This window comes from Methylobacterium sp. AC433 (genome assembly GCF_979253015.1).
Window position 1 is genome coordinate 30,227 of the sequence record NZ_CEEDBN010000008.1, and the last position, 23,096, is coordinate 53,322.

Here is a 23,096-nt window from a genome sequence, read left to right on the forward strand (position 1 = left end):
CCCGAGGGAGTAGGCTGGCGGGTCCCCATCCGCGGCCCCTGTCCCGCCGGAACCGACAGCGAGCTTCATGACGGATGAAATCCCCCTCTCCCGCCGCAACCTCCTCCGCGCGGGCAGCGCGACCCTGACCGGCCTCGCCCTCGGGGCGACGGGCGCAGGTGCGCAATCGGGGCCGCCGGGGCCCTCGGTCCCGGCCGATACCGGCGCGGTGCAGGGCGGCAAGGTGATGTTCCCGAACTGGCGCGGCCCCGGCGACCGGGCGCCCCCGCCGCCGCCCGCCCCGATGCCGCCGGGCCAGCGCGTCGGCTTCGCCATCGTGGGCCTCGGGCGCCTCAGCCTGGAGGAGATCCTGCCGGCCTTCGGCGAGACGAAGCGGGCCCGCTTGGTCGCGCTGATGTCGGGCACCCCCGCCAAGGCGAAGCTCGTGGCCGAGCAGTACGGGATCGCGCCGGAGGCGGTCTACGGCTACGACGAGTGGGACCGGCTGGCGCAGAACCCGGCGGTCCAGGCGGTCTACGTGGTGACGCCGAACGCGGTGCATCGCGGCGACGTCCTGGCCGCGGCCAAGGCCGGCAAGCACGTGCTCTGCGAGAAGCCGATGGCGGCCTCCTCGGCCGAGGCGCGGGACATGATCGCGGCCTGCGCGGCGGCCAAGGTCAAGCTGATGATCGCCTATCGCTGCCAGTACGAGCCCTACAACCGCGAGGTCGTGCGCCTCGCCCGCTCCGGGGAGGTCGGCCGGATGCGGATGATCCAGGCCTTCAACGGCCAGACCACCGGGCTGCCCCAGCAATGGCGCCTGAAGAAGGCCCTGGCCGGCGGGGGGGCCCTGCCGGATATCGGGCTCTACTGCCTCAACGGCGTGCGGGCGCTCACCGGCGAGGAGCCGGTCTCGGTGGAGGCCCAGATCCACTCGCCCGTGGGCGATCCGAAGTTCGGCGAGGTCGAGGAGACGGTCTCCTTCACCCTGCGCTTCCCCTCTCAGGTCATCGCCCAGTGCATGACGAGCTACGGGGTGCACGAGTCGCGCCGGCTCCAGGTCCACACCGACAAGGCGGACATCGACCTGCAGAACGCCTTCGCCTACCGGGGCCAGCGCCTGGTGGTGGCGCGGCCGGACGGGCAGGCGGAATCGCAGGACACGCGCATCCTGACGCAGAAGAACCAGTTCGCCCTGGAGATCGACCACATGGCCCGCTGCATCCAGGAGGATCGGCGCCCCCGCACCCCCGGCGAGGAGGGCCTGCAGGACCAGGTCCTGATGGAGGCGATCTACGAGGCGGCCCGCAGCGGCCGGCCCGTCACGGTCGGCCCGCCGCCGGACGCGCCGGGCGGCCTCGACGTCACCCGCGGTCCCGAGCTCGACGCCGCCGGCTGATCCCGCGCGCCGGGCAGTTGCCTGGGCGTCACGCAACCCGTCTAGTGTGCCACGGGGGCGGCACGGGACCGCCCTCGGATCGCTCGGACCCTTGACCCCATCGCCCCGCCCCTCTGCCCCGCGACGGCTCGGCGCAGCCGTCCTCGGCGGCGTCCTCGCGCTCATCGGCGTGCCGGCGGGTCCCGCCCTCGCCGAGACCCCGGCCGAGATCGCCGCGCGCCTCGCCCTGGAGGGACGCGCCATCGGCTCGCCGCGGGGCGCGGGCGGCGACCCCCAGACCTCGGTCGCCCAGTCCGTCACCTCCTCGCGTCCGTCCGCCAACCTCGATACCTCGATCCAAGACCAGCTCGGCCCCTTCGGCGACCCCTTCGGCTTCCGGGCCTTCCTGAAGGAGCGCGGCGTCACCTACAGCCTGACCTATTTCGGCGAGAGCCTCGGCAACGTCTCGGGCGGCCTGCGCCGGCGCGGCATCGCCGAGGGCCTGCTCGACCTCGAGATCGACGTGGACCTCGGTCCCCTGGTCGGCTGGACCGGAGGCGCGCTCCACACCAACCTGTTCCAGATCCACGGCGCCGGCCTGTCGCGCAGCGCGGTGGGCAACCTCATCACGGTCAGCGGCATCGAGGCCCTGCCGGCGTCGCGCATCTACGAGCTGTGGTTCGAGCAGAAGGTCTTCGGCGACCGGTTCGGCCTGAAGTTCGGGCAGATCGCCGCCGACACCGAGTTCGCCGTGACCCAGACCGGCACGGTGTTCGTGAATTCCACCTTCGGCTGGCCCAACAACATGGCCGTGGTGATCCCGAGCGGCGGACCGATCTATCCCCTCGCGGTGCCGGGCGTGCGCGCGAAGGTCGTGCCCAACGCCAACCTGTCCTTCCAGGTCGGGCTGTTCGACGGCGATCCGGCCGGGCCGGTGCGCGGCGACGGCGCGTCCGACCCGCAGCGGCGCAACCGCACGGGGACCAACTTCCGCACGAACGACCCGCCCCTGGTGATCGCGGAGGCCTCCTACGCCTACAACATCGCGCCGGGGAGCACGGGCGAGGCCGGGACGGTGACCCTCGGCGGCTGGTATCATCTCGGCCGCTTCGACAGCCTGCGCTTCGACGGCGCCGGCACCTCCCTGGCCGCGCCGGAGAGCAGCGGCATCGCCCGCCGCTTCCGCGGCCAGGCGGGTCTCTACGGCCTCATCGACCAGACCGTCTATCGCGAGCCCGACGACCCCAACGACGGCGCGAGCGTGTTCCTGCGCGCCTCCGCCTCGCCGGCCGACCGCAGCCTCGTCGACCTCTATGCCGACGTGGGCATCGCCTATAAGGGCCTGCTGCCCGGCCGCTCCGACGACACCGTGGGCCTCGCCTTCGGCTATTCCCGGATCTCCGCCCAGGCACGCGGGCTCGACACCGATACGATCCTGGCGACCGGCGTCGCGATGCCCCGGCGCAGCAGCGAGGCGGTGCTGGAGGCGACCTATCAGGCGGTGCTCGGCCCCGGCGTCACCCTGCAGCCGGACGTCCAGTACGTGTTCCGGCCCGGCGGCGGCGTCCCCAACCCGCGCGACGCCAGCGGCGCGCGCATCCGCAACGCCGCGGTGTTCGGGCTGCGGGGGACCATCCGGTACTAATCGCCCGTCGTCAGGTGGAGGATTTCGTCTCGCAGGGGTTCCTCGCGGCCGTAGAAGCTCGCCACCATGCTCTCGCGAAATGCATCGGGGCGGAAGCGGCGCATGGCGAGGGGATGCCCCGCCCTGTGGGCGAGCAGGATCAGGAAGGCCGTCTGGGCCCGGCCGTTGCCGTCACGAAAGGGATGGATGGCGTTCAATGTCGCGAGGAACGCGGCGGCGCGCTCGGAGAACGCCTGCGGCGGCAGATGACGCAAGGTATCGTCCCGCTTCAGGCGGTCGAACAACCTGTCGAGTTCCTGGGCTATGTGCTCCGGAAAGCAGAAGGCACTCGCTCCTCTGCTGATCCTGACCGTTCTCGGACGTCCAGCCCAAGCATAGACGTCCTGGAAGATGTGGCGGTGAATGGATCGGTAGTGAGCCGCATGAAAGCGGCCCCGGGGCAACGGCTCATCGAACCGCTGCGCCGTCATCACCGCTTCGAAGCGGTCCAGATCGGCCTGCCGGCGTAAGCCCGCCCTGTTCTTCAGGACGTTCGTGCCCCTGTAGCAATACGCGTCGTCGGCGACGCCGTACATGCCGGGTCAGGTGCTCCTGCGCCCGTACTTGTCCGCCAGCAGACGCCGTGCCTGACCGGGAAATTCCGCCCTCGCCTGGGCGTCTCGAAGGTCGCGCTTCATGGTGCCGCTCAGCCGGATTCCCTCAACCGCACTGATCTTCTCGAACGCCTGGCGTCCGAGAATGAAGGTTTCCACGACGCGGCCATTGCCATCGTGGACGGTCATGGCGCCCCCCTTGGCGCGCATGACGGCCTGGGCGGCCTCGACGGCCGCAGCACGGGTCGGATAGGTTTTCCCGGAACGCACGCCCCTCTTGGTCGTGACTCTCCAGCCGCCTTCGACGGCGATCACGGCGAGCCCCTCCGTCGCGCCTGGACGCTCGATTCGGGTCGCCCGCGATGGAGGAGAAGACGCTTTCGACATGGCCGGCACACTACCACATCGACAGGAGGACCGGCAGCAGCTTTCCGAGCCTTGGAGACGTCCACGTTCCGACCGCCGAGGTGTTTCGCGTCGGAACTCGTCCCCTCGACAGCGCTGGGCTACTCCGCCGCCGGCGTATGCAGCGACAGGAGGCGGGCCGTGCGGGCGTGATCCACGGCGCGGCCGCTCTCGGTGGCGCCCGCCCCGAGGTTGCGCCGCTCGTCGTTGATCGCGGCGTGGACCGCGTCGATGGCGAGGATGAGGGCGCTCACGGTGCGGTTGTCGATGTTGCGCTCGCGGGCGTGCTGGACGACGTCGGCCACGAGGTCGTCGGTCTCGCGCACGAGGCCGTCGAGATCGGCCTTGCAGGTGGCGGCGCGCACCTCGCGCAGGATGTCGAGGAGCCGGTCGAGGACGATGTCGATGCGCTCGCGGCGCTTGCGGGCGAGGCGCTGGGCGATCCAGGCGACGCCGGAGCCGACGGTACCGCCGAAGAACGCCAGCAGGTAGATGTAGTCCTCGTAGCGCTCGAACATCGTCTGCTGTTCGCGCTCGAAGTAATCCACCGCGCCGGGGTGGTTCGGCAGCCGGGCGCTGGTGGCCGCCACGGTGGAATCGAAGTCCGGCGCCTTCATCAGGTTGGCGATCGGCGCCAGGGGCGCCAGCTTCGAGCGCCACTCGAACAGGTGCTGGGTCACCGAGGCGACGGTGAAGCGGCTGACGCCCCCGCGGGCCATCAGCCGGTAGGACGCGCCCACCGTCTTCACGTCCTCGTCCGGGCGCTTTGGGCGGCCGCCGAAGGTGCCGGCCGGAATCGTCACGGATTGCAGCTCGGGCATCCGCTGGATGATCGCCCCGCCATCCGGCACCGAGACGAAGTTGATCTTCTTCTCGGCCGAAGCGGCCTCGACCGCGCGGACCGTCGAGATCGCCGCCTTCGAGGCCGGAGCGGCGATGACCGCCACCGCGTCGACCCGGCCCTCCGCGATGGCACTGGTGACCTCCTGGGGCGTGAGCGGCACCAGGGCGACCCGGGCCGGGCCGAGGCCGCCCTCGGGCACCGGCTCGGCGGCCGTGTGGGCCGCGAAATCGTAGAAGGCGAGGAGGTTCGTCAGGAACGGCATGTCGGCGGCGTGCCGCTCGACCACGCCGAGGCGCTTGCGCGCGAGGTCGGGGAAGTTCTCGATGCCGGCCGCCTCGGGGGCGGCGATCAGCAGGGCCTCGTCGTGCAGGATCGCCAGGGTGAGCCCGTTCTCGGGCAGGAGGACATCGGGCCGGACCACGGCGAGATCGGCCTTGTTGCGCTGGAGCGCCTCGGCGCTGTCGCGCACGTCATCGTAGAAATTCAGCTTGAGGCGGACATCCTCGCGGCCCCGGGCGAGGGCCTGGGCATAGGTCTGCAGCAGGGTCGCCTCGGCGCCGTCCCGGGGGCCCACCGCCACGGTCAGCGTGGTCGGGCGCGACAGGTAGACCAGCATCCCGGCCACCACGGCGAAGCCGAGAGCCAGGAGGACGAGAAGCCACTCGCGTCTCACGAGAAAGGCCGGCATGGCAGGAACGAGCCTTTGTCCAGCGTGATCACCATATCTGCGAGACCGACACCCGAACCCCGTCCGGATCGTGAAGAACCGATGACACCGCGAAACGTTGCGTCCCGCCGCCCCGCCGGAGCTGCCCCGGATGGCCGGGCCGAGGCGAAGCCGCCACCGCCCGTCACGCCCGCCTATCTCGAGCGGGCGGCCCTGCATTACCTCGAACGCTACAGCGCCTCCGTGGCGATGCTGCGGCAGACCCTGAAGCGGCGGGTCGACAAGCGCTGCCGCCTGCGCGGCGAGGATGCGGGCGCTTACGCCGAGGCGATCGAGGCCACGGTCGCCCGCGCGGTCGGCGCCGGCCTCGTGGACGACGCCCGCTTCACGGCCGGGCGTGTCGCGGCCCTGCGCCGGCGCGGCGCCTCCGCCCGCGCCCTGTCGGCCAAGCTCGCCGCCAAGGGCGTGTCGCGCGAGCAGGTGGCCAGCGCGATGGAGAACGAGCGGGAGACGGCGGACGAGGGCGTCGACCTGGAGGAGGAAGCCGCCCGGGCCTATGCTAGGCGGAGGCGCCTCGGACCCTGGCGCAGGCCCGGGACCCGCGAGGCCCATCGCGACCGCGACCTCGCCGCCATGGCCCGCGCCGGCTTCCCTTACGGCCTGGGGCGCCGGGTCATCGAGGCCGAGCCCGACATCGATCCGTTCGAGACGGACACGTAAGGTCGAGGCTCCAGGCTGCGACATCGCGGCGGCGGAGAAAGCCCGGATTCGTGCGTGAAAACTTGAACGAAACACGAACGAGGCGCATCTCTTCGTCATGGACGAAATGCTCGCCAAGAAGCTGCGCATCCTCGCCGATGCCGCCAAGTACGACGCCTCGTGCTCGTCCTCCGGGGCGCCGAAGCGCACGGCCGGCAAGGGCGAGCTCGGCTCGACCACGGGGGCCGGCATCTGCCACGCCTACACGCCGGACGGGCGCTGCATCTCGCTCCTGAAGATCCTGCTGACGAACTATTGCCTGTTCGACTGCGCCTACTGCGTCAATCGCCGCTCCTCCAACGTCCAGCGGGCGAAGTTCTCCGTCGAGGAGGTCGTGACCCTCACGGTGGAGTTCTACAAGCGCAACTACATCGAGGGGCTGTTCCTCTCGTCCGGCATCATCAAGTCGCCCGACCACACCATGGAATTGCTGACGCGGGTGGCCAAGTCCCTGCGGCGCGACCACGGCTTTCGCGGCTACATCCACCTGAAGTCGATTCCGGAAGCGAGCCCCTGGCTGATCGAGGAGGCGGGCCTCTACGCCGACCGGCTCTCGATCAACGTCGAGTTGCCCACCGAGGCGAGCCTCGAGCGCCTGGCGCCCGAGAAGGACGGCGCCGTCATCCAGCACGCCATCGCGCAGATCGGCGAGCGCATCGCGCAAGCCAAGTCCGAGAAGCGCCGGTTCTCGCCCGCCGGGCAGTCGACGCAGGTCATCGTCGGGGCCGACGCCACCACCGACGAGGCGCTGATCCGCAAGAGTGCGCTCCTCTACGGCTCCTACAACCTCAAGCGGGTCTATTACTCGGCCTTCAGCCCGATTCCGGACGGCTCGACCATCCTGCCGCTGACATCGCCGCCGCTCCAGCGCGAGCACCGCCTGTACCAGGGCGACTGGCTCCTGCGGTACTACGCCTTCACGCCCGACGACGTGGCCGACGCCACGGAGGGCGGGATGCTCTCCCTCGACATCGACCCGAAGCTCGCCTGGGCCCTGAAGCACCGGGCACGCTTTCCCGTCGACGTGAACCGCGCCGACCGCGAGGCGCTCCTGCGGGTGCCGGGCCTCGGCGCCCGGGCTGTGGACAAGATCATCCGCGCCCGGCGCCACACCCGCCTGCGCCTCGACGACGTCGCCCGCCTGACCTCGGCCCTGAAGCGGGCGCGGCCCTTCCTCATCGCGGCCGATTATCACCCGGCGGGCGGGCTCACCGACCGCCTCGACCTGCGGGCGCGCCTGGCCGACCCGCCGCAGCAGCTGAGCCTGTTCTGAGATGGGCGTGCCGACCCCCGGTCTTCCCCCCTCCGCGGAAGGGGCAGGGTCATGTTCCGGTACGCTCGAGGCCGTCTACCTCTCCCTGGGCGCCGATCTCGACGGCTTCCGTGCCGCCGCGCGTCGCCTCGCCGGCCGGCGCGTCCCCCCGGAGCGGGTCCTGTGGTCCATCTGCGAGGCGCCGGGATTGTTCGGGACCCCGACGCCGTCCCCTGACGACGAGGCGCCCCTGAGCCTGCCGCGCGGGGTGGGCGCGATGGTCGCCCGGGTGGTGCTCCACCGCGATCCCGAGCGCTATGCCCTGCTCTACGAGCTGATCTGGCGCAGCCTGCACGGCGAGCGCCGGCTGCTGGAGGTGTCGAGCGACCCGCTGGTCCATCGCCTGGAGCGGATGGCCAAGGCCATCGCCCGCGACCTGCACAAGATGCACGCCTTCCTGCGCTTCCGGCGGGTCGAGGCGAGCGAGCCCGAGCGCTTCGTCGCCTGGTTCGAGCCCGACCACCACATCCTGGGAGCCGCCGCGCCGTTCTTCGTCGAGCGCTTCCGCAGCCTGCACTGGACCATCCTGACGCCGGAGGCCTCCGCCCGCTGGGACGGCACGCGGCTGACCTACGGACCGCCGGGGCGACGCGAGGACGCACCGGCCCAGGACGGCTTCGAGGCGGGTTGGCGCGATTACTACGAGAGCACCTTCAACCCCGCCCGGACCAACCTGTCCGCGATGCGGGCGGAGATGCCGAAGAAGTACTGGCGCAACATGCCGGAGACCGCCGCCATCCCGGGCCTCGTCCGGCAGGCGGCGGCGCGCACGGGCGCCATGATCGAGAGGGAGCCGCAGATGCCCGTCAAGCGCAACCCCGCCCGCGCCGTCGCGGCCATGGCCGATCAGGCCCCGGATTCGCTGGAGGCGCTGAACGCCATCATCCGGCGCTCGGAGCCGCTGGTGCCCGGCGCGACCCAGGCCGTCCTCGGCGAGGGACCGGTAGGGGCCACAATCGCCTTCGTGGGCGAGCAGCCTGGCGACCAGGAGGACCGCCAGGGGCGTCCCTTCGTCGGTCCCGCAGGGCAGCTGCTGTCGCGGGCGATGGAAGAGGCCGGGATCAAGCGGGGCGAGGCCTACCTCACCAATGCGGTCAAGCACTTCAAGTTCGAGGAGCGCGGCAAGCGCCGCATTCACCAGAAGCCCACCGCCGGCGAGGTCAGCCACTATCGCTGGTGGCTCGACCGGGAACTCGACTTCGTCGCGCCCAGGCTCGTGGTGGCGCTCGGCGCCACCGCCGTGCTGGCGCTGACGGGCAAGGCGATCCCGATCACGCGGGCGCGGGGGCCGGCGCAGTTCGAAAAGCCCTATGCGGGCTTCATCACCGTGCACCCGTCCTACCTGTTGCGCCTGCCGGACGAGGCGAAGGCGGAGGCCTACGCGGCCTTCGTGGCGGATCTCCGCCGCGTCCACGACCTGGGGCGCTCACTGGCCGCCTGACGCGTCACGCCTCCTCCTCCTTGTGGGGGCGCAGCTCCGGCGTGACCTGATCGATCTCGGTCTCGATCGGGGCGGAACGGCTCTCGACCCGGGTGCTGTCGACGAAGATGCGGGCCTCGCCCTCCTTCAGGCCGAGGCTGCGCAGGGCGTAGAGGGTCATGCCGAAGGCCAGTTCCCGCTCGGCCATCAGCACGAGGCCGACCCCCTGCTCCTCGAAGTGGCGGCGCTCGCCGTCGTTGTGGGTGCGCACCAGGGTGTCGATGCCCGGGTGGATCTCCCGGGCGAGCTCGACGATGCGCCGCGCCGTGTGCGCCTCCGGCGTCGCCACCACGATCAGCCGGGCCTGGGCGATGTCGGCGGCCTGGAGGATGCCCGGTGCGGTGGCGTCGCCGAACACCGCCTCGACACCCTCCTGGCGCAGGTCCAGCACCCGGCGGCGGTCGCGGTCGAGGACGAGGTAGGGCAGGTCCCAGGCCTTGAGCGCCTTGCCGATGGTGCTGCCGACCCGGCCATAGCCGACGATGATCGCGTGGCCGCGATGGGGCGGGCTCTCGGTGGCGACCGCCAGCGCCTCGGCGCCCTTGCGCTCGAAGCGGGCGGCGAGGCGGGGACGCTCGGCGACCTTGCGCCCGACCCAGTCGGTGAGGGCGAAGAAGAGCGGGTTCAGGGTGATCGACAGGATGGCGCCGCCGAGGATGAGGTCGCGCCCTTCCTCCGGCAGGAGCTTCAGGGACAGGCCGAGGCTGACGAGGATGAACGAGAACTCGCCGATCTGGGCGAGGCTCGCCGCGATGGTGAGTGCGGTGCCGAGGGGATGCCGGAAGGCGAGGACGATCGCCACGGCCGCCAGGGACTTGCCGATGAGGATGACGCCGAGCACCGCCAGCACCGAGAGCGGCTCGCGGATCAGGATGCCGGGGTCGAACAGCATGCCGACCGAGACGAAGAACAGCACCGCGAAGGCGTCCTGCAGGGGCAGGGAATCGGCCGCCGCCTGATGGCTGAGGTCGGATTCGGCGAGCACCATGCCGGCGAAGAAGGCGCCGAGCGCGAAGGAGACGCCGAAGAGCTCGGCCGAGCCGAAGGCGATGCCGAGCGCCAGCGCCAGCACCGCCAGGGTGAAGAGCTCGCGCGAGCCCGTGCGGGCCGCCTGATCGAGGAGCCACGGCACGAAGCGGCGCCCGCCCACCAGCATCACCGCGGCGAAGACCCCGACCTTGGCCAGGGTCAGCCCGAGCGTGAGCCAGAGATTGCCGTCCCCGGCATGGTGGGCGGCGCCCGCGCCGTCGCCCCCGAGGGAGGGCGCCAGCGCCGGCAGCAGCACCAGGGCCAGCACCATCGCGAGGTCCTCGACGATGAGCCAGCCCACGGCGATGCGGCCCTTGTCGCTGTCGAGGAGCCGGCGCTCCTCCAGCGCCCGAAGCAGCACCACCGTGCTCGCCACCGACAGGGCGAGGCCGAAGACGAGGCCGGCCCCGAGGCCCCAGCCCCAGGCCAGCGCCAGGGCGCCGCCCATGGCCGTGGCCGCTACGATCTGCACGACGGCGCCCGGCAGCGCGATGGTGCGCACCGCCATCAGGTCCTTGATCGAGAAGTGAAGTCCGACGCCGAACATCAGCAGGATCACGCCGATCTCGGCGAGCTGGCCGGCGAGTTGGCTGTTGCCGACGAAGCCCGGCGTGTAGGGGCCGACGAGGACGCCCGCGAGAAGGTAGCCGACGAGGGGCGGCAGACGCAGGCGCTGCGCCAGCATTCCGCAGACGAAGGCAAGCACGAGGCCGAGGGCGATGATGGCGATCAGCTCTGTCGCGTGCGGCACGGGTCGGAGATCTCCGGGTCGAGGGAAAGGGCTCTCAGGGCCGTGCCGCGTGACGCCCGCGGGGGCAAGTCGCGATCGGCCCTCACGTCCACGATGCGTCCGAAATTCCGCGTCCCGGATCGCTCGACGTGTCGCGACGCACAACATCGGCACCTGGACCGGAGTTTCGCGGAATAAGTTCGGACCGGCCGAAACGGATCGCCCACTCGCTTTTCCGTGAGCGGCAAGGAAACTCTTCGCCACCGGGTCCTGTTGTCGAAGCAACGCTTGCTGCTTGAGCAAAGCCGGCGTCATTTTGCGATTACGATTTCGGCGGCGGAACGGACGATCGATGACATCACAGAACGAGCGTTCGACCGCACGAGACTCCGTCGAGACCAGGAATTCCACCCTCTGGACCGTCGCCCTCGCCACCGCGCTCCTCGGCTTCGTCGCGCTCCCGCGCCGGACGGGCGGATCGGCGCCGGCCCGGGCGATGCCGAAGGATCCGACCCGCCGGCCCTCCCCGTCCCATGCCGGTCCCGAGGCCCGCCGGGTGGCCGACAGCGAGCCCGAGCGCGGCCGCAAGGCGCGTACGCCGTCCGAGATCCCGGCCAAGGGCTGGAAGGACATCGGCCTGCGGGTGTTCCACGACGTCTCGGAGAACAACATCGTCTCGGTCGCCGCCGGGGTGACCTTCTACGTGCTCCTGGCGATCTTCCCGGCCATCGCGGCCCTGGTCTCGTGCTACGGGCTCGTGGCGGATGTGGCCACCATCAACGAGCACCTGCAGAGCCTGCAGGGGGTCATTCCCTCCGGCGCCCTCGAGATCATCGGCGAGCAGGTCAAGCGCATCGCCGCCAAGGGCGACACCACCCTCGGCCTGACCTTCTTCACCGGCATCGTCCTGTCCCTGTGGAGCGCCAACGGGGGCATGAAGGCGGTCTTCTCCGCCCTCAACATCGTCTACGAGGAGCGCGAGCAGCGCAGCTTCGTCTGGCTCAACCTGCGCTCGCTCGCCTTCACGGCCGGCGCGCTCCTGTTCATCATCCTGGCCCTGGTCGGCATCGTGGTGGTGCCGGCCGCGATCAACATCGTCGGCCTGAGCGCCGAGGCCTGGTACATCGCCCTGCTGCGCTGGCCGGTGCTGCTCCTGGCCGTCCTCGGAGGCCTCGCCCTGCTCTACCGCTACGGTCCGAGCCGCGATGCGCCGCGCTGGCGCTGGGTGACCTGGGGCAGCGCGATCGCGGCCGTGGCCTGGCTCGCCACCTCGCTGGGCTTCTCCTGGTACGTCTCCAACTTCGGCAAATACAACGAGACCTACGGCTCGCTGGGCGCCGTGATCGGCTTCATGACCTGGATCTGGATCTCGACCACGATCGTGCTCATCGGCGCCGAGATCAACGCCGAGATGGAGCACCAGACCGAGGCCGACACGACGCGCGGCCCGGAGCAGCCGCTGGGCACCCGCGACGCCCGCATGGCCGATACGGTGGGGGCTGCGGCCTGACGGCAGGACTGTCGCGGAGCCCTCGTCAAGGTGGACCGCGTTGACCGGCCGGTATCGGAGCCGGGGGATCGAGTCGACCGGACAAAGCCGGGGCGGCGGATCACGGGTCGTATCGGTAGACCCTCAGTCCCGGCGAACCGCGCATGGACCTCTGGCTGCGTCGGCCCCGGCTTCGCCCTGGCCTTGCTCGGGGTCTTCGGGACCTGCGCGCGGACAGCGCGTGGCGCGACGACGATGGCGCGGTTGAGGGCCGAGCGCTCGCGGGGATGCCCGCGGGCGGGCGTCCGAAAGGGTTTTGGGCGATGGAAGCGGGACCATCGGTCCGGAGATCGCAGTTCCGCCGGGCGATGTTTCTGGCCAGTCCACTTGGTCGGGCCAGAACCTTGACGGTTTACGCGCTGGTCGCCCGCCGGGTGCTCAGCCTGCGCCGTCGATCTGCGGGATGATCTGCTCGATCTCACCCGAGACGCGCAGATCGCCGTCCCGGCTCTCGTCGAGCGCGCGCAACGGGAGCGTGGCCTGCCCACTCGTATCCGGGGCAAAACTGCGCCCGTCCGCCAGAGTGAGCGCCCCTGCGCAGCAGGCCTTGAACCGGACCTTCAGCCCCGTCACCTTGGTCTTCACCAGGAGGCGCAGAAAGTCCCCATCTTCCTGAGCCACACGTGTGAGAACAGCCTCTGCCTGCGCGGCCGCCGCACGGAGGTAGGCTGTCGGGATCGTCGCGGGCTTCGCCGGGAGGCGGACCTGCAGGACGACGGCGAGGTCGAGCGAGTGCTTCGGCTGGTCGGTGAGGACGCTTGGATTGCGCTCGTAGAGGGCCTCGCTCGCCGGAAGCCGGATCGTCCCGTCCGCCGCGACCGGAATGTCCAGGCGACGGTTCCCATCCTCGATCCAGACGCGGATGGGACGACGCGGGCCGGTCTTGGGCTCCAACCGCGTGTGCAGTTCGAGCGCTGAGCGCTCGGAGGGTTGAATTGCCAGGAAGACCCGCTCGGCCGCCGCGACGACTCGGTAGGGCAACGCGCCCGTCTCGGTCGCGTGTGCCGCCCCCAGCGCCGCAACGGCGAGGACGGCCGACAGGATGCAGGGGCGGGAACGCGGCACCATCTGGGGGGAATTGTCACGCATGCGGAAAATCTCCGGTGTGGGCGAGCGAAACGGGGCCGGCACGGTGCAACCCCGAACCGCTGCCTCCTTTCGAGATACGAAAATAATTTCTGCAAAACAATAATTATTTACCGCTTTTCATCATGGATGGTTGCTCTATGATCCCGCGTATCTGCCGGAGCCCATCGATGCCGCCTCGCCTGCCTGCCCACGCTCTACCGTCGCGAAAGTTGCAGGACGGCCTCTGCCTGTGCCTCGCGGCGGCGATGCCGATGGCGATGGCCGCCTATTGGTGGTCGGTGGATGGGACGGCCCTTCTGCACCAATGGATCCAGGTCGGGACCCCGCTTCCCGGGCCGAATGCCGCGCAGCGTGGGCTTTGCGCGATCGCATGCCTTCCGATCCTGATCGTCGCGCTCCTGGCCCTCGATTGCGTCCGGCGGGTGATCGGGTCGCCGGGCGTCGATCTCTCTTTGGACGCCAAGGGACTGTTGATCCGGAGGGCGGGCCGGGCCCTGTTCTGGCTCGGCACGCTCAAGGTCGCGCTCAACACCGCCATTCCCCTGATCCTCACCTTGCCCAACCCCCCCGGAGAGCGGATGCTCGTCGTCAGCGTCGGCAGCGTCGAGTGCTTGGCCCTCGTGATGGGTTGCCTGCTGGTCCAGATCGCGGGCACGTTCGTCAGCGCGCAGCGGCTGAAGGACGAGCTCGGCGAGTTCGTCTGAGAGCGGGACGATGCCGATCATCGTCCGCCTGGACGTCATGCTGGCGAAGCGGAAGATGCGCTCGAACGAGCTTGCCCGCGCCGTTGGAATCACCGAGGCCAACCTGTCGCTTCTCAAGGCCGGCAAGGTGAAGGGCCTGCGCTTCGCAACGCTCGCGGCGATCTGCGCGCACCTCGATTGCCAGCCCGGCGACCTTCTGGAATTCGAGGCGGACGACGAGACGGGCAAGCCTGGGGGGCGCCAGGCGTGAGGATCGCAGAACCCGACTTGGCGTTCGCGCGGTCATGGCCCTAATCAGACGTGCCCGCCCGCGAACCCTGGCCGCTCGATGCTTCCTTCCAACGCTTCCGCACCCGTCGGCCCCGGCGATCAGATCATCCTGGTCGACGGCTCGTCGTTCATCTTCCGGGCCTACTTCCAGTCGATCAACCAGGACCAGAAGTACAACACCCGGCCCTCGGACGGCCTGCCCACCGGGGCGGTGCGGCTGTTCTGCACCAAGATCGCCCAGTTCGTGCAGGAGGGGGCGGCCGGCGTGATGCCGACGCACCTGGCCATCGTGTTCGACAAGTCGGAGGGCTCGTTCCGCAAGGAACTCTTCCCCGACTACAAAGGCCACCGGCCCGACGCGCCGGACGACCTCAAGCGGCAGATGCCGCTGATGCGCGACGCCGTACGGGCCTTCGGCCTGCAGCCGATCGAGCTGATCCGCTTCGAGGCCGACGACCTCATCGCCACCTATTCGCGGCAGGCCGAGGCGCGGGGGGCCGGCGTCATCATCGTCTCCTCCGACAAGGATCTGATGCAGCTCGTCGGACCCCTGGTGCGGTTCTACGACTTCGAGTCCGGCGCCAAGGGCAAGCCCGGCTACCGGCCGGAGCGCAACCTCGACCGCGAGGCGATCATCGCCAAGTGGGAGGGCCTGCAGCCCGAGCAGATCGGCGACGCCCTGGCGCTAATCGGCGACACCTCGGACAACGTGCCGGGCGTGCCCGGCATCGGCCTGAAGACCGCCGCGGCCCTGATCAAGGAATACGGCAGCCTCGACGCGCTTCTGGAGCGCGCCGCCGAGATCAAGCAGCCCAAGCGCCGCGAGACCCTGCTCGCCAGCATCGACCAGGCCCGGCTCTCGCGCAGGCTCGTGGCGCTGGAGGAGAACGTGCCGGTTCCGATCCCGCTGGACGACCTGCGCCTGCCCAAGCCCGACCCCCAGAAGCTCGTCGGCTTCCTCAAGGCGATGGAGTTCAACACGCTGACCCGGCGCATCGCCCAGATGCTCCACGTCGACCCGGAGGCGGTGCAGCCCGACCCGGCGCTGCTGCCGAACCGCGAGCCCGCGCCCGACGCGCCGTTCTTCCCCGACGCGCATGGGGATCCCGTGCCCGTCGATCCCGAGACCGCGTCCGGCGCCCCGAGCGGCGAGGTCGACCCCTTCGCCGATCTCGGCCTGCCCGACGTCGCGCCCAAGCCCCGCGGCCCCTCCGCGCCGACGCCCGCCGGCCTCGTGGCGGCGCGGGCGGCGGAATCGGTCAAGCCCTTCGACACGGCCGCCTACGAGACGATCGGGTCGGTGGAGCAGCTCGACGCCTGGATCGCCGAGGCCGAGGAGGCCGGCGTGATCGCGGTCGACACCGAGACGGATTCGCTCGATGCCAACACCGCCAACCTCGTCGGCGTCTCCCTCTGCGTGGCGCCGGGCCGGGCGGCCTACATCCCCCTCAGGCATGTCGAGCCCGTGAAGGGCGCCGACGGCGACCTGTTCGGCGATGCCAAGGCGGCGACGGACGCGTTCCAGCCGGCCGCCGGCCAGATCGACACGAAGGTGGTCATCGCGCGCCTGAAGCCGCTCCTGGAGAATCCGGGCGTGCTCAAGGTCGGGCAGAACCTGAAATACGATCTCGCCGTGCTGTCGCGGTCCGGCATCCGCGTGGCGCCCTTCGACGACACCATGCTGATCTCCTACGTGCTCGATGCCGGCAAGGGCGGACACGGCATGGACGAGCTCGCCCGCCGCCATCTCGGCCACCAGCCCATCACCTTCTCGGATGTCGCCGGCACGGGTCGCGCCAAGATCACCTTCGACCGCGTGGCGCTGGACAAGGCCACCGCCTACGCGGCCGAGGATGCCGACGTCACCCTGCGCCTGTGGCGGATGATGAAGCCACGCCTCGTGGCCGAGCATCGCGTCGCGGTCTACGAGACCCTGGAGCGCCCGCTGGTCCCGGTCGTCGCGCGCATGGAAGCGGCGGGCATCCGCGTCGACCGCAACATGCTGAGCCGGCTCTCGGGCGACTTCTCGCAGATCCTGGTGCGCCTCGAGGAGGAGATCCAGGAGGATGCGGGCGAGACATTCCAGGTCTCCTCGCCCAAGCAGATCGGCGACATCTTGTTCGGCAAGATGGGCCTGCCCGGCGCCAAGAAAACGCCCTCGGGCCAGTGGGCGACGCCCGCGACCCTGCTGGAGGAACTCGCGCAGGCCGGGCATCCGCTGCCGAAGAAGATCCTCGAATGGCGCCAGCTCGCCAAGCTGAAATCCACCTACACGGATTCGCTGCAGCAGCATGCCGACCGCGAGACCGACCGGGTCCACACCTCGTTCTCGCTGGCCGCCACCACCACCGGCCGGCTCTCCTCCTCCGAGCCGAACCTCCAGAACATCCCGATCCGCACGGAGGAAGGCCGCCGCATCCGCCGGGCCTTCGTGGCGGCGGAGGGCAACCGCCTGATCTCGGCCGATTACAGCCAGATCGAGCTGCGGCTGCTGGCCCACATCGCCGACATCCCGCAGCTGCGCCAGGCCTTCGCGGACGGCATCGACATCCACGCGGCCACCGCCAGCGCGATGTTCGGCGTGCCGCTCGCCGAGATGACGCCGGACCTGCGCCGGCGAGCCAAGACCATCAACTTCGGCATCATCTACGGCATCTCGGCCTTCGGCCTCGCCGATCGCCTCGGCATCGGCCGCGAGGAGGCAGGCGCCTTCATCAAGCAGTATTTCGAGCGCTTCCCCGGCATCCGCGCCTATATCGACGACACCAAGCGCCGCTGCCGGGACCTCGGCTACGTCACCACCCTATTCGGCCGGGTCTGCCATTATCCGCAGATCCGCTCGAACAACCCCAACGAGCGCGCCTCGGTCGAGCGTCAGGCCATCAACGCCCCGATCCAGGGCTCGGCCGCCGACATCATCCGCCGGGCGATGATCCGCATGGAGGAAGCGCTCCGGGCCGAGCGCCTCAACGTGCGCATGCTCCTGCAGGTGCACGACGAACTCGTGTTCGAGGCGCCCGAGGACGAGGTGGCGAAGGCCCTGCCGGTGATCACCCGCATCATGGTCGACGCCCCCGCCCCCGCCCTGACCCTGAAGGTGCCGCTGGTGGTCGAGGCCCGCGCCGCCCTGAACTGGGAGGAGGCGCATTGAGCGCCGCCTCCGCCTCGGCCCGGTCGAGGAAGGTCGTGATGTCGGTGCCGAGGATCAGGGGGAGGTAGGCGGCGATCCGCGCGTCGGGCCAAGCCCACCAGTTCGTGCGCAGCAGTCGCGCGATGGTCGGTTCGTCGAAGCGGTGGCGGACCACCGTGGCCGGGTTGCCGGTCACGATCGCGTAGGGCGGCACGTCGCGCCGCACCACTGCGCCCGCCCCGATGACCGCGCCGGTGCCGACGGTGACGCCCGAGAGAATTGTGGAGTTCGCCCCGAGCCAGACCTCGTCGCCGATCACCACATCGCCGCGGCTGTCGTGATCCGGTCCCGACTCCAGGGCCGCCGGTGCCCACGGCCCGCCTCCGACGAGGCCGGCGATGGCCCGGAACGGATAGGTGGTCACGAGATCGGTGCGGTGATTACCCAGCGTGATCGTGACGGTCGGCCCGATGGAGCAGAAGCGCCCGATGGTCAGGCCAGCGAGGCCTGCCTCCAGCACGCGCGGGGCTCCGTAGGTATGTGCTCCGATCGACCAGCCCCAGCGCTCGATCTCACGCGCGAGGTGGAAGCGCGTGAGGTCGTCGAAGAGCGGATGGGGTTCGATCATGGAGCCTTCCGGAAGTCGCGGGACAAGGCCCGCTGGCGGATGCGACACCCGACATGGGGACCGGCCTCGCCGCAAGTCGCGGACCGGCCGTGGAGTCGGTCGCGCGGAATAACACCCCCCGAAACGCAACGCTCCAATGCGACGCAGGGTGGAACGCCCTGCCGGGCCACGTGTTGCCGCACCGCAAACGAACCTCAAGAACGGCGCCGCTCGGGCGCCCCGGAAAGAGATCTCGCCATGAACAAGTCCCTCCTTGCCGCCCTCGGCCTGTCGGTCGCTGCCCTGGCTACCCCGGCCCTGGCCCAGGAGCCCCTGTCCTTCCGCGTCGCCCCGCAATTCGACGGCAACCAGCCGGCCGTGACCGACACCTCCGACTTCCGCGCCACCGCCCTGCGCTCGGACGCCGTCAGCATCGAGTCGAGCCGCATCGCCCTGGAGCGCTCGCGCAACCCGCGCGTCCGTCAGTACGCCCACAACGTCCTCGTCGAGCGTAAGGCCACCACCCAGGCCCTGCTGCCCGAGGGCACCTCGCTGACCGCCGGCGGCACCGTCGTCTCCGACACCCAGCCCTTCGAGACCCGCCTCGACAACCCGGTCGGCGTCGTGCTCGCCCCGGTGACGATCTCGGCCACCATCGCCCAGCGCGTGGTCGGTGGCGTCCTCGGCGGCGTCGGCCTCGTGGACAACAGCCCCGCCGAGCCGGGCCGCCGCGTCGCCATCGGCGCCGAGGGCCAGGGCCGCATCGACCGCCTGAAGTCCGCCCGCCCGGGCCGCGACTTCGACCGGACCTATGTCGACCAGCAGGCCAACTCGGACGCCCGCACCCTCGGCCTCTACGCCTCCTACGCCCGCAACGGCGACAACGCGCAGGGCCGCGAGTTCGCCAACCAGGCGCTGCCCTACATCGCCGGCGAGCACGCCCACTCGGCCAACCTCGCCGACCGCATCAACTGATCGGCGCCAAGCCCATCGGAAACGCGGAAGGGCCGCCCCGTGGGGCGGCCCTTTTCTTATCGCGAGGCCCGTCGCCGTCAGGCGGCGGGGACCAGAGCCTCCACGGCGGCGCCGAGCTCGTCGAAATGGGCGATGACCCGATCCGGGCCGAGTTCCGTCACCGGCAGGTCGGTGTAGCCTAAGGGAACGGCCACCACGGGGATGCCGGCGGCCTTGGCGGCGTCGATGTCGGCGCGGGAATCGCCCACCATCACGGCGCGGGCGGGATCGCCGCCGGCGCGCTCGATCGTCAGGGTGATGTGGCGCGGGTCGGGCTTGAAGTAGGGGAAGGTCTCGCGGCCGCAGATCGTCGCGAAGCGATCGGCGATGCCGAGCAGGCCGAGCAGGCGCACGGCCTGGCCCTCGTACTTGTTGGTGCAGACGGCGAGGAGGAAACCGCGGGTCCGGAGGGCGTCCAAGGCCTCGACGACGCCCGGGAACAGGTGCGACTGCTCGCAGAGATGGTCGCCGTAATGGGCGATGAAGTCCGAGAACAGCGCCTCCAGGCGCTCGGTGGACAGCGGCTCGCCGGCCGTGGTGAAGCCGCGCTGGATCAGGGCCTTGGCCCCTGCCCCGATCATGTCCCGGGCCTGTTCGAGGGGCAGCGTCCGGAGGCCTTCGCGACGCAGGATCACGTTGAGGGTGCCGATGAGGTCGCCGGCGGTCTCGGCCAGGGTTCCGTCGAGATCGAAGACGGCGATGGGCGGCAGGGCGGTCATGGACACTCGCGGGATGGGAGCGGACGGGCGGGGCGGAGCCGCCGCTCTAGCCCATCCCGGCGGAGCGGGCGAGGCCGGCCCGCGCGGGTCCGCCCGGCCTTTGCCGGTGGACAGGTGACCGGGTCACCGGCCCACCGTTCCGGCCGCACTTGCCTCGGCGTCTCGGCCTCCTGTACGGTTCGCTCATCGACGGCCGGGGGGCCGCTGCCCATCATCGATGACGGCCTCGATGTCCGCGCCACAGGCCGGGCGCAGGGGCGTCACGGGAGCCGAACGGGCGGAAGCGGGCGATTTCGGAGGGGGCTATGGCGGAAACGGTCCCGGGTTGGTCGGATGAGCGGGTCGATCTCCTGCGCCGGCTGTGGGAAGACGGCCTGAGCGCCAGCCAGATCGCGACGCAGCTCGGCGGCGTGACCCGCAACGCGGTCATCGGCAAGGTTCACCGGCTCGGCCTGTCGGGTCGGGTGAAGTCCGCCGAGACGCCCGGCGTCTCACCGCGCAAGGCCGTGCGCGAGGCTGAGCTGGAGGTCGTGGCGCCGGCTCTCGCGGTCGCCGACCCCGAAATGACTCCGGTCGCCTTCGAGCCCCCCGCTGCCGCGCCCGCCGTGGTGGCGACCGTATCCCTGACGATCTCGCGCCGCGTGACGATCATGGACCTGCGGGAATCGATGTGCCGCTGGCCCATCGGCGACCCGACCTCGCCCGACTTCCACTATTGCGGCGACCGCTCGATCACCGGCCTGCCCTACTGCACCACCCACGCGCAGATCGCCTACCAGCCGGCGGCCGAGCGCAAGCGCGACCGGCGCGTCGGCGGCTTTCGCTGATCCTGTGCGCCTCGGCGCGGCACGGTTTCTCGACTTCGCGCGTTGATCACCGTCGCCGGTTCCAGGCCGGCGAAAGAAGGTGACGAGCCGTGACGGAGCCAACGAGCGCAATCGACGCCGACGAGGCCGCCTTCCTCGACCTGCATGCGCAGCGCGAGGAGCTGGAACGCCAATTGTCGCTGGTGCAGCTGCGCCGGCAGTTCGGCCCCGGGCAGGAAGCGGTCGATCAGGCCGCCGACGATGAAAAGTCCCTGCTTCTCAGCCTGGACCGCGTCCTCACCCAGATCCGCGCCGCCGAGTACAGGCGTCAGCCGAACGCGCGGCGCTGGTAGCGTGACCCGGCCGGCAGCCTCAGTCGAGCCGCCGCAGGTCGCGCTCCTTGTGCCGCAGGCGCAGCAGGAGGTCGATCTGGCTGTCGGGAATCGGCAGGGTGTCACAGGTCTCTTCGTAGATCGAACGCAAGGCTGTCCCGAGACGATACCGCGTGTCGTCGGGCAGGTTGGGCTGACACGCATGCGCAGTGTCCTCCCGCATCTCGCCGTCGCAAACTCTCTGGTCCAACGTCTCAGTCCCTCGTTCGAGCGATCCAACGCCGGCGCCGAATCGTAGCGCACTCGCCGTTCATCGAGTCTCGCCGAACATGGTTAAGAGAGCGTTAACGGACGGAGTTCGCCCGACGATCAGGCGTCGGCGGATTGGAGCAGGCGCGCGGCCGCCGCCCGGGCCTCGTCCGTCACCGTGGCACCGGCGAGCATGCGGGCGATCTCCTCGCGCCGCGCGGGCGCTTCCAGGGAGGCGACCCGGGTGGCGACCCGGTCGCTGCCCTTGACGGGGTCCTTCGCGATCAGGAAATGCGTCTCCGCCCGTGCGGCCACCTGCGGCGCGTGGGTGACGGCCACCACCTGCACCCGCGTGGCCAGGCGCCCCAGGCGGGCGCCGATGGCATCCGCCACCGCCCCGCCGACGCCGGTGTCGATCTCGTCGAAGATCAGGGTCGGGGCCGAGCCCTTGTCGGCGAGCACCACTTTCAGGGCGAGCATGAAGCGGGAGAGCTCGCCGCCCGAGGCGACCTTCATCATCGGCCCCGGCCGCGTGCCCGGGTTGGTCTGCGCCCAGAATTCCACCCGGTCGTAGCCCGATGCGTCGCGGGACTCCGGGTCGGTGGCGATCTCGGTGATGAAGCGGGCGCGCTCCAGCTTGAGCGGCGGCAGCTCGGCCTTTACCGCCGCGTCGAGGGCCTTGGCCGCCCGCCTGCGCCCCTCGGTGAGCTTGGCGGCGGCCTTGGCGTAGGCGGCCTCGGCGGCGGCCAGGGTGGCCTCCAGCCCGCTCAGGGCCTCCTCGCCGGCATCGATGGCGGCGACGTCCGCGGCGTGGCGCTCGCGCAGGGCCGCGAGGTCGTCGACCGGCACCTGGTACTTCCGCGAGGCGGCACGGAGCGCGAACAGCCGCTCCTCCACCCGCTCGAGTTCGCGCGGATCGAACTCGGCCTCGCGCAGGGCCACGTCGAGGATGGTATGGGCCTCGTCGAGGGCGGTCAGGGCCGTGTCGAGGGCGGCGACGCAGGGCTCGACCAGGGCCGGCAGCTGCGCCGCCCGCCGCTCCAGCTTGCGCAGGGCCGAGGAGAGGTGGGAGACGATGGGGCCGCCCGAGGCCTCGATCGCCTCGTTCAGCTCGCGCGCGACTTTCTCGCTCTGCTGCATCACCGTGCGGCGCTCGGCCAGCGTGGTCTCCTCGCCCGGCTCCGGGGCGAGGGCCTCCAGTTCCGCCACGGCGTGGCGCAGGAAGTCGGATTCCTTGGCGGCGGCCTCGACCCGGGCGCGGTGCTCGGACAGGGCGGAGCGCGCGCCCTTCACCCGCCTCGCCGCCTCGGCCACCTGCGCGAGCGGACCCTGCAGGCCGCCGAAGGCGTCGAGGATGGCCCGGTGGGTGGTGGGATCGGCGAGCGCCCGGTCGTCGTGCTGGCCGTGGATCTCGACGAGGGCAGCGCCGATGGCCCGCAGCACCTGGACGCCGACGGCCTGGTCGTTGACGAAGGCGCGGGTGCGCCCATCGGCCATCTGCACGCGCCGCAGGATGAGATCGCCCTCGGTGTCGATCTCGGCCTGGGCCGCGAGGGTGCGGGCCGGGTGGTCGAGGGGCACGTCGAACACGGCGGTGACGGCGCCCTGCCCTTCCCCATGGCGCACGAGGCGACCGTCGCCGCGGCCGCCGAGCGCCAGGGCGAAGGCGTCGAGCAGGATCGACTTGCCCGCGCCCGTCTCGCCCGTGAGGACGCTGAGGCCCTCGCGAAAGTTCAGGACGAGCTTGTCGATGAGAACGATGTCGCGGATCGCGAGCTGGCTCAGCATGCCGCGTCTGAGGTCCCG

At 70.8% G+C, this 23,096-nt stretch carries 20 protein-coding genes; 12 read left to right on the forward strand and 8 right to left on the reverse strand.

Annotation, left to right across the window (positions count from 1 at the left end; all coding sequences use genetic code 11):
- The first annotated feature begins 67 nt into the window (after nt 1-67).
- Both AC0IWM_RS13290 and AC0IWM_RS13295 read left to right on the forward strand, forming a co-directional pair.
- Nucleotides 68-1,378 carry a Gfo/Idh/MocA family protein gene (locus AC0IWM_RS13290; RefSeq protein WP_471755678.1) on the forward strand — a complete coding sequence of 437 codons (1,311 nt, stop codon included), beginning with the start codon at nt 68-70 and terminating at the stop codon, nt 1,376-1,378.
- 169 nt (nt 1,379-1,547) lie between these two features.
- On the forward strand, nt 1,548-3,002 hold the full coding sequence (locus tag AC0IWM_RS13295) for a carbohydrate porin (protein ID WP_471755895.1): 1,455 nt from the start codon (nt 1,548-1,550) through the stop codon (nt 3,000-3,002).
- On the opposite strand, the gene AC0IWM_RS13300 is transcribed toward AC0IWM_RS13295, so the two are convergent.
- The 3 genes from AC0IWM_RS13300 to AC0IWM_RS13310 form a co-directional block, all read right to left on the reverse strand.
- Nucleotides 2,999-3,577, reverse strand: coding sequence for a Fic/DOC family protein (locus AC0IWM_RS13300; protein WP_471755680.1), 579 nt, complete (start codon nt 3,575-3,577; stop codon nt 2,999-3,001). The two genes, AC0IWM_RS13295 and AC0IWM_RS13300, sit on opposite strands and share 4 nt — an antisense overlap.
- A gap of 6 nt (nt 3,578-3,583) precedes the next feature.
- Nucleotides 3,584-3,910 carry a DUF2188 domain-containing protein gene (locus AC0IWM_RS13305; protein ID WP_471755682.1) on the reverse strand — a complete coding sequence of 109 codons (327 nt, stop codon included), beginning with the start codon at nt 3,908-3,910 and terminating at the stop codon, nt 3,584-3,586.
- A gap of 191 nt (nt 3,911-4,101) precedes the next feature.
- Complete coding sequence (locus AC0IWM_RS13310; RefSeq protein ID WP_471755684.1) at nt 4,102-5,532, reverse strand: TAXI family TRAP transporter solute-binding subunit; 1,431 nt, start codon at nt 5,530-5,532, stop codon at nt 4,102-4,104.
- An 81-nt stretch (nt 5,533-5,613) separates the two neighbouring features.
- On the opposite strand from AC0IWM_RS13310, the gene AC0IWM_RS13315 reads away from it, so the two are divergent.
- The 3 genes from AC0IWM_RS13315 to AC0IWM_RS13325 all read left to right on the forward strand — a co-directional run bounded on the left by AC0IWM_RS13315 (nt 5,614) and on the right by AC0IWM_RS13325 (nt 9,023).
- Entirely contained in the window at nt 5,614-6,231 is a 618-nt protein-coding gene (locus tag AC0IWM_RS13315) for a regulatory protein RecX (protein WP_471755686.1), read from the forward strand.
- A gap of 97 nt (nt 6,232-6,328) precedes the next feature.
- Nucleotides 6,329-7,543: a putative DNA modification/repair radical SAM protein gene (locus AC0IWM_RS13320; protein WP_471755688.1), complete on the forward strand. Its 1,215-nt coding sequence runs from the start codon at nt 6,329-6,331 to the stop codon at nt 7,541-7,543.
- A gap of 1 nt (nt 7,544) precedes the next feature.
- A complete protein-coding gene (locus AC0IWM_RS13325; protein WP_471755690.1) occupies nt 7,545-9,023 on the forward strand; it encodes a UdgX family uracil-DNA binding protein in 1,479 nt (492 codons plus the stop codon).
- Nucleotides 9,024-9,027: 4 nt separating this feature from the next.
- Here the strand turns inward: AC0IWM_RS13325 and AC0IWM_RS13330 are convergent, their stop codons facing one another.
- Nucleotides 9,028-10,842 carry a monovalent cation:proton antiporter-2 (CPA2) family protein gene (locus AC0IWM_RS13330; protein ID WP_471755692.1) on the reverse strand — a complete coding sequence of 605 codons (1,815 nt, stop codon included), beginning with the start codon at nt 10,840-10,842 and terminating at the stop codon, nt 9,028-9,030.
- A gap of 331 nt (nt 10,843-11,173) precedes the next feature.
- On the opposite strand from AC0IWM_RS13330, the gene AC0IWM_RS13335 reads away from it, so the two are divergent.
- On the forward strand, nt 11,174-12,331 hold the full coding sequence (locus AC0IWM_RS13335) for a YihY/virulence factor BrkB family protein (RefSeq protein WP_471755694.1): 1,158 nt from the start codon (nt 11,174-11,176) through the stop codon (nt 12,329-12,331).
- A 417-nt stretch (nt 12,332-12,748) separates the two neighbouring features.
- Here AC0IWM_RS13335 and AC0IWM_RS13340 read toward each other — a convergent pair whose 3' ends face one another.
- A complete protein-coding gene (locus AC0IWM_RS13340; protein ID WP_471755696.1) occupies nt 12,749-13,459 on the reverse strand; it encodes a hypothetical protein in 711 nt (236 codons plus the stop codon).
- A 167-nt stretch (nt 13,460-13,626) separates the two neighbouring features.
- On the opposite strand from AC0IWM_RS13340, the gene AC0IWM_RS13345 reads away from it, so the two are divergent.
- From AC0IWM_RS13345 to polA, 3 genes are all read left to right on the forward strand, one after another.
- Nucleotides 13,627-14,163, forward strand: coding sequence for a hypothetical protein (locus AC0IWM_RS13345; protein ID WP_471755698.1), 537 nt, complete (start codon nt 13,627-13,629; stop codon nt 14,161-14,163).
- Between the two features lie 10 nt (nt 14,164-14,173).
- The gene (locus tag AC0IWM_RS13350) at nt 14,174-14,413 is read left to right on the forward strand and encodes a helix-turn-helix domain-containing protein (protein WP_471755700.1); all 240 of its coding nucleotides are present in this window, start codon (nt 14,174-14,176) and stop codon (nt 14,411-14,413) included.
- A gap of 78 nt (nt 14,414-14,491) precedes the next feature.
- The gene (gene polA / locus AC0IWM_RS13355) at nt 14,492-17,584 is read left to right on the forward strand and encodes a DNA polymerase I (RefSeq protein ID WP_471755702.1); all 3,093 of its coding nucleotides are present in this window, start codon (nt 14,492-14,494) and stop codon (nt 17,582-17,584) included.
- On the opposite strand, the gene AC0IWM_RS13360 is transcribed toward polA, so the two are convergent.
- Entirely contained in the window at nt 17,493-18,191 is a 699-nt protein-coding gene (locus AC0IWM_RS13360) for a CatB-related O-acetyltransferase (RefSeq protein ID WP_471755704.1), read from the reverse strand. The genes polA and AC0IWM_RS13360 overlap by 92 nt on opposite strands.
- A 237-nt stretch (nt 18,192-18,428) precedes the next feature.
- On the opposite strand from AC0IWM_RS13360, the gene AC0IWM_RS13365 reads away from it, so the two are divergent.
- Entirely contained in the window at nt 18,429-19,145 is a 717-nt protein-coding gene (locus tag AC0IWM_RS13365; RefSeq protein ID WP_471755706.1) for a DUF4142 domain-containing protein, read from the forward strand.
- A 77-nt stretch (nt 19,146-19,222) separates the two neighbouring features.
- Here AC0IWM_RS13365 and AC0IWM_RS13370 read toward each other — a convergent pair whose 3' ends face one another.
- Nucleotides 19,223-19,903 carry an HAD family hydrolase gene (locus AC0IWM_RS13370; protein WP_471755708.1) on the reverse strand — a complete coding sequence of 227 codons (681 nt, stop codon included), beginning with the start codon at nt 19,901-19,903 and terminating at the stop codon, nt 19,223-19,225.
- A gap of 305 nt (nt 19,904-20,208) precedes the next feature.
- On the opposite strand from AC0IWM_RS13370, the gene AC0IWM_RS13375 reads away from it, so the two are divergent.
- Nucleotides 20,209-20,730 carry a GcrA family cell cycle regulator gene (locus AC0IWM_RS13375; RefSeq protein ID WP_471755710.1) on the forward strand — a complete coding sequence of 174 codons (522 nt, stop codon included), beginning with the start codon at nt 20,209-20,211 and terminating at the stop codon, nt 20,728-20,730.
- A gap of 89 nt (nt 20,731-20,819) precedes the next feature.
- Nucleotides 20,820-21,062: a hypothetical protein gene (locus AC0IWM_RS13380; RefSeq protein WP_471755712.1), complete on the forward strand. Its 243-nt coding sequence runs from the start codon at nt 20,820-20,822 to the stop codon at nt 21,060-21,062.
- A gap of 348 nt (nt 21,063-21,410) precedes the next feature.
- Here AC0IWM_RS13380 and recN read toward each other — a convergent pair whose 3' ends face one another.
- A complete protein-coding gene (recN, locus tag AC0IWM_RS13385; protein ID WP_471755714.1) occupies nt 21,411-23,078 on the reverse strand; it encodes a DNA repair protein RecN in 1,668 nt (555 codons plus the stop codon).
- Nucleotides 23,079-23,096 lie beyond the last annotated feature (18 nt).

Coding starts and splice junctions, on each gene's coding strand:
- AC0IWM_RS13290 (WP_471755678.1), top strand. CDS start 68: ATGACGGATGAAATCCCCCTCTCCCGCCGCAACCTCCTCCGCGCGGGC.
- AC0IWM_RS13300 (WP_471755680.1), bottom strand. CDS start 3,577: ATGTACGGCGTCGCCGACGACGCGTATTGCTACAGGGGCACGAACGTC.
- AC0IWM_RS13310 (WP_471755684.1), bottom strand. CDS start 5,532: ATGCCGGCCTTTCTCGTGAGACGCGAGTGGCTTCTCGTCCTCCTGGCT.
- AC0IWM_RS13315 (WP_471755686.1), top strand. CDS start 5,614: ATGACACCGCGAAACGTTGCGTCCCGCCGCCCCGCCGGAGCTGCCCCG.
- AC0IWM_RS13320 (WP_471755688.1), top strand. CDS start 6,329: ATGGACGAAATGCTCGCCAAGAAGCTGCGCATCCTCGCCGATGCCGCC.
- AC0IWM_RS13325 (WP_471755690.1), top strand. CDS start 7,545: ATGGGCGTGCCGACCCCCGGTCTTCCCCCCTCCGCGGAAGGGGCAGGG.
- AC0IWM_RS13335 (WP_471755694.1), top strand. CDS start 11,174: ATGACATCACAGAACGAGCGTTCGACCGCACGAGACTCCGTCGAGACC.
- AC0IWM_RS13340 (WP_471755696.1), bottom strand. CDS start 13,459: ATGCGTGACAATTCCCCCCAGATGGTGCCGCGTTCCCGCCCCTGCATC.
- AC0IWM_RS13345 (WP_471755698.1), top strand. CDS start 13,627: ATGCCGCCTCGCCTGCCTGCCCACGCTCTACCGTCGCGAAAGTTGCAG.
- AC0IWM_RS13350 (WP_471755700.1), top strand. CDS start 14,174: ATGCCGATCATCGTCCGCCTGGACGTCATGCTGGCGAAGCGGAAGATG.
- polA (WP_471755702.1), top strand. CDS start 14,492: ATGCTTCCTTCCAACGCTTCCGCACCCGTCGGCCCCGGCGATCAGATC.
- AC0IWM_RS13360 (WP_471755704.1), bottom strand. CDS start 18,191: ATGATCGAACCCCATCCGCTCTTCGACGACCTCACGCGCTTCCACCTC.
- AC0IWM_RS13365 (WP_471755706.1), top strand. CDS start 18,429: ATGAACAAGTCCCTCCTTGCCGCCCTCGGCCTGTCGGTCGCTGCCCTG.
- AC0IWM_RS13370 (WP_471755708.1), bottom strand. CDS start 19,903: ATGACCGCCCTGCCGCCCATCGCCGTCTTCGATCTCGACGGAACCCTG.
- AC0IWM_RS13375 (WP_471755710.1), top strand. CDS start 20,209: ATGGCGGAAACGGTCCCGGGTTGGTCGGATGAGCGGGTCGATCTCCTG.
- recN (WP_471755714.1), bottom strand. CDS start 23,078: ATGCTGAGCCAGCTCGCGATCCGCGACATCGTTCTCATCGACAAGCTC.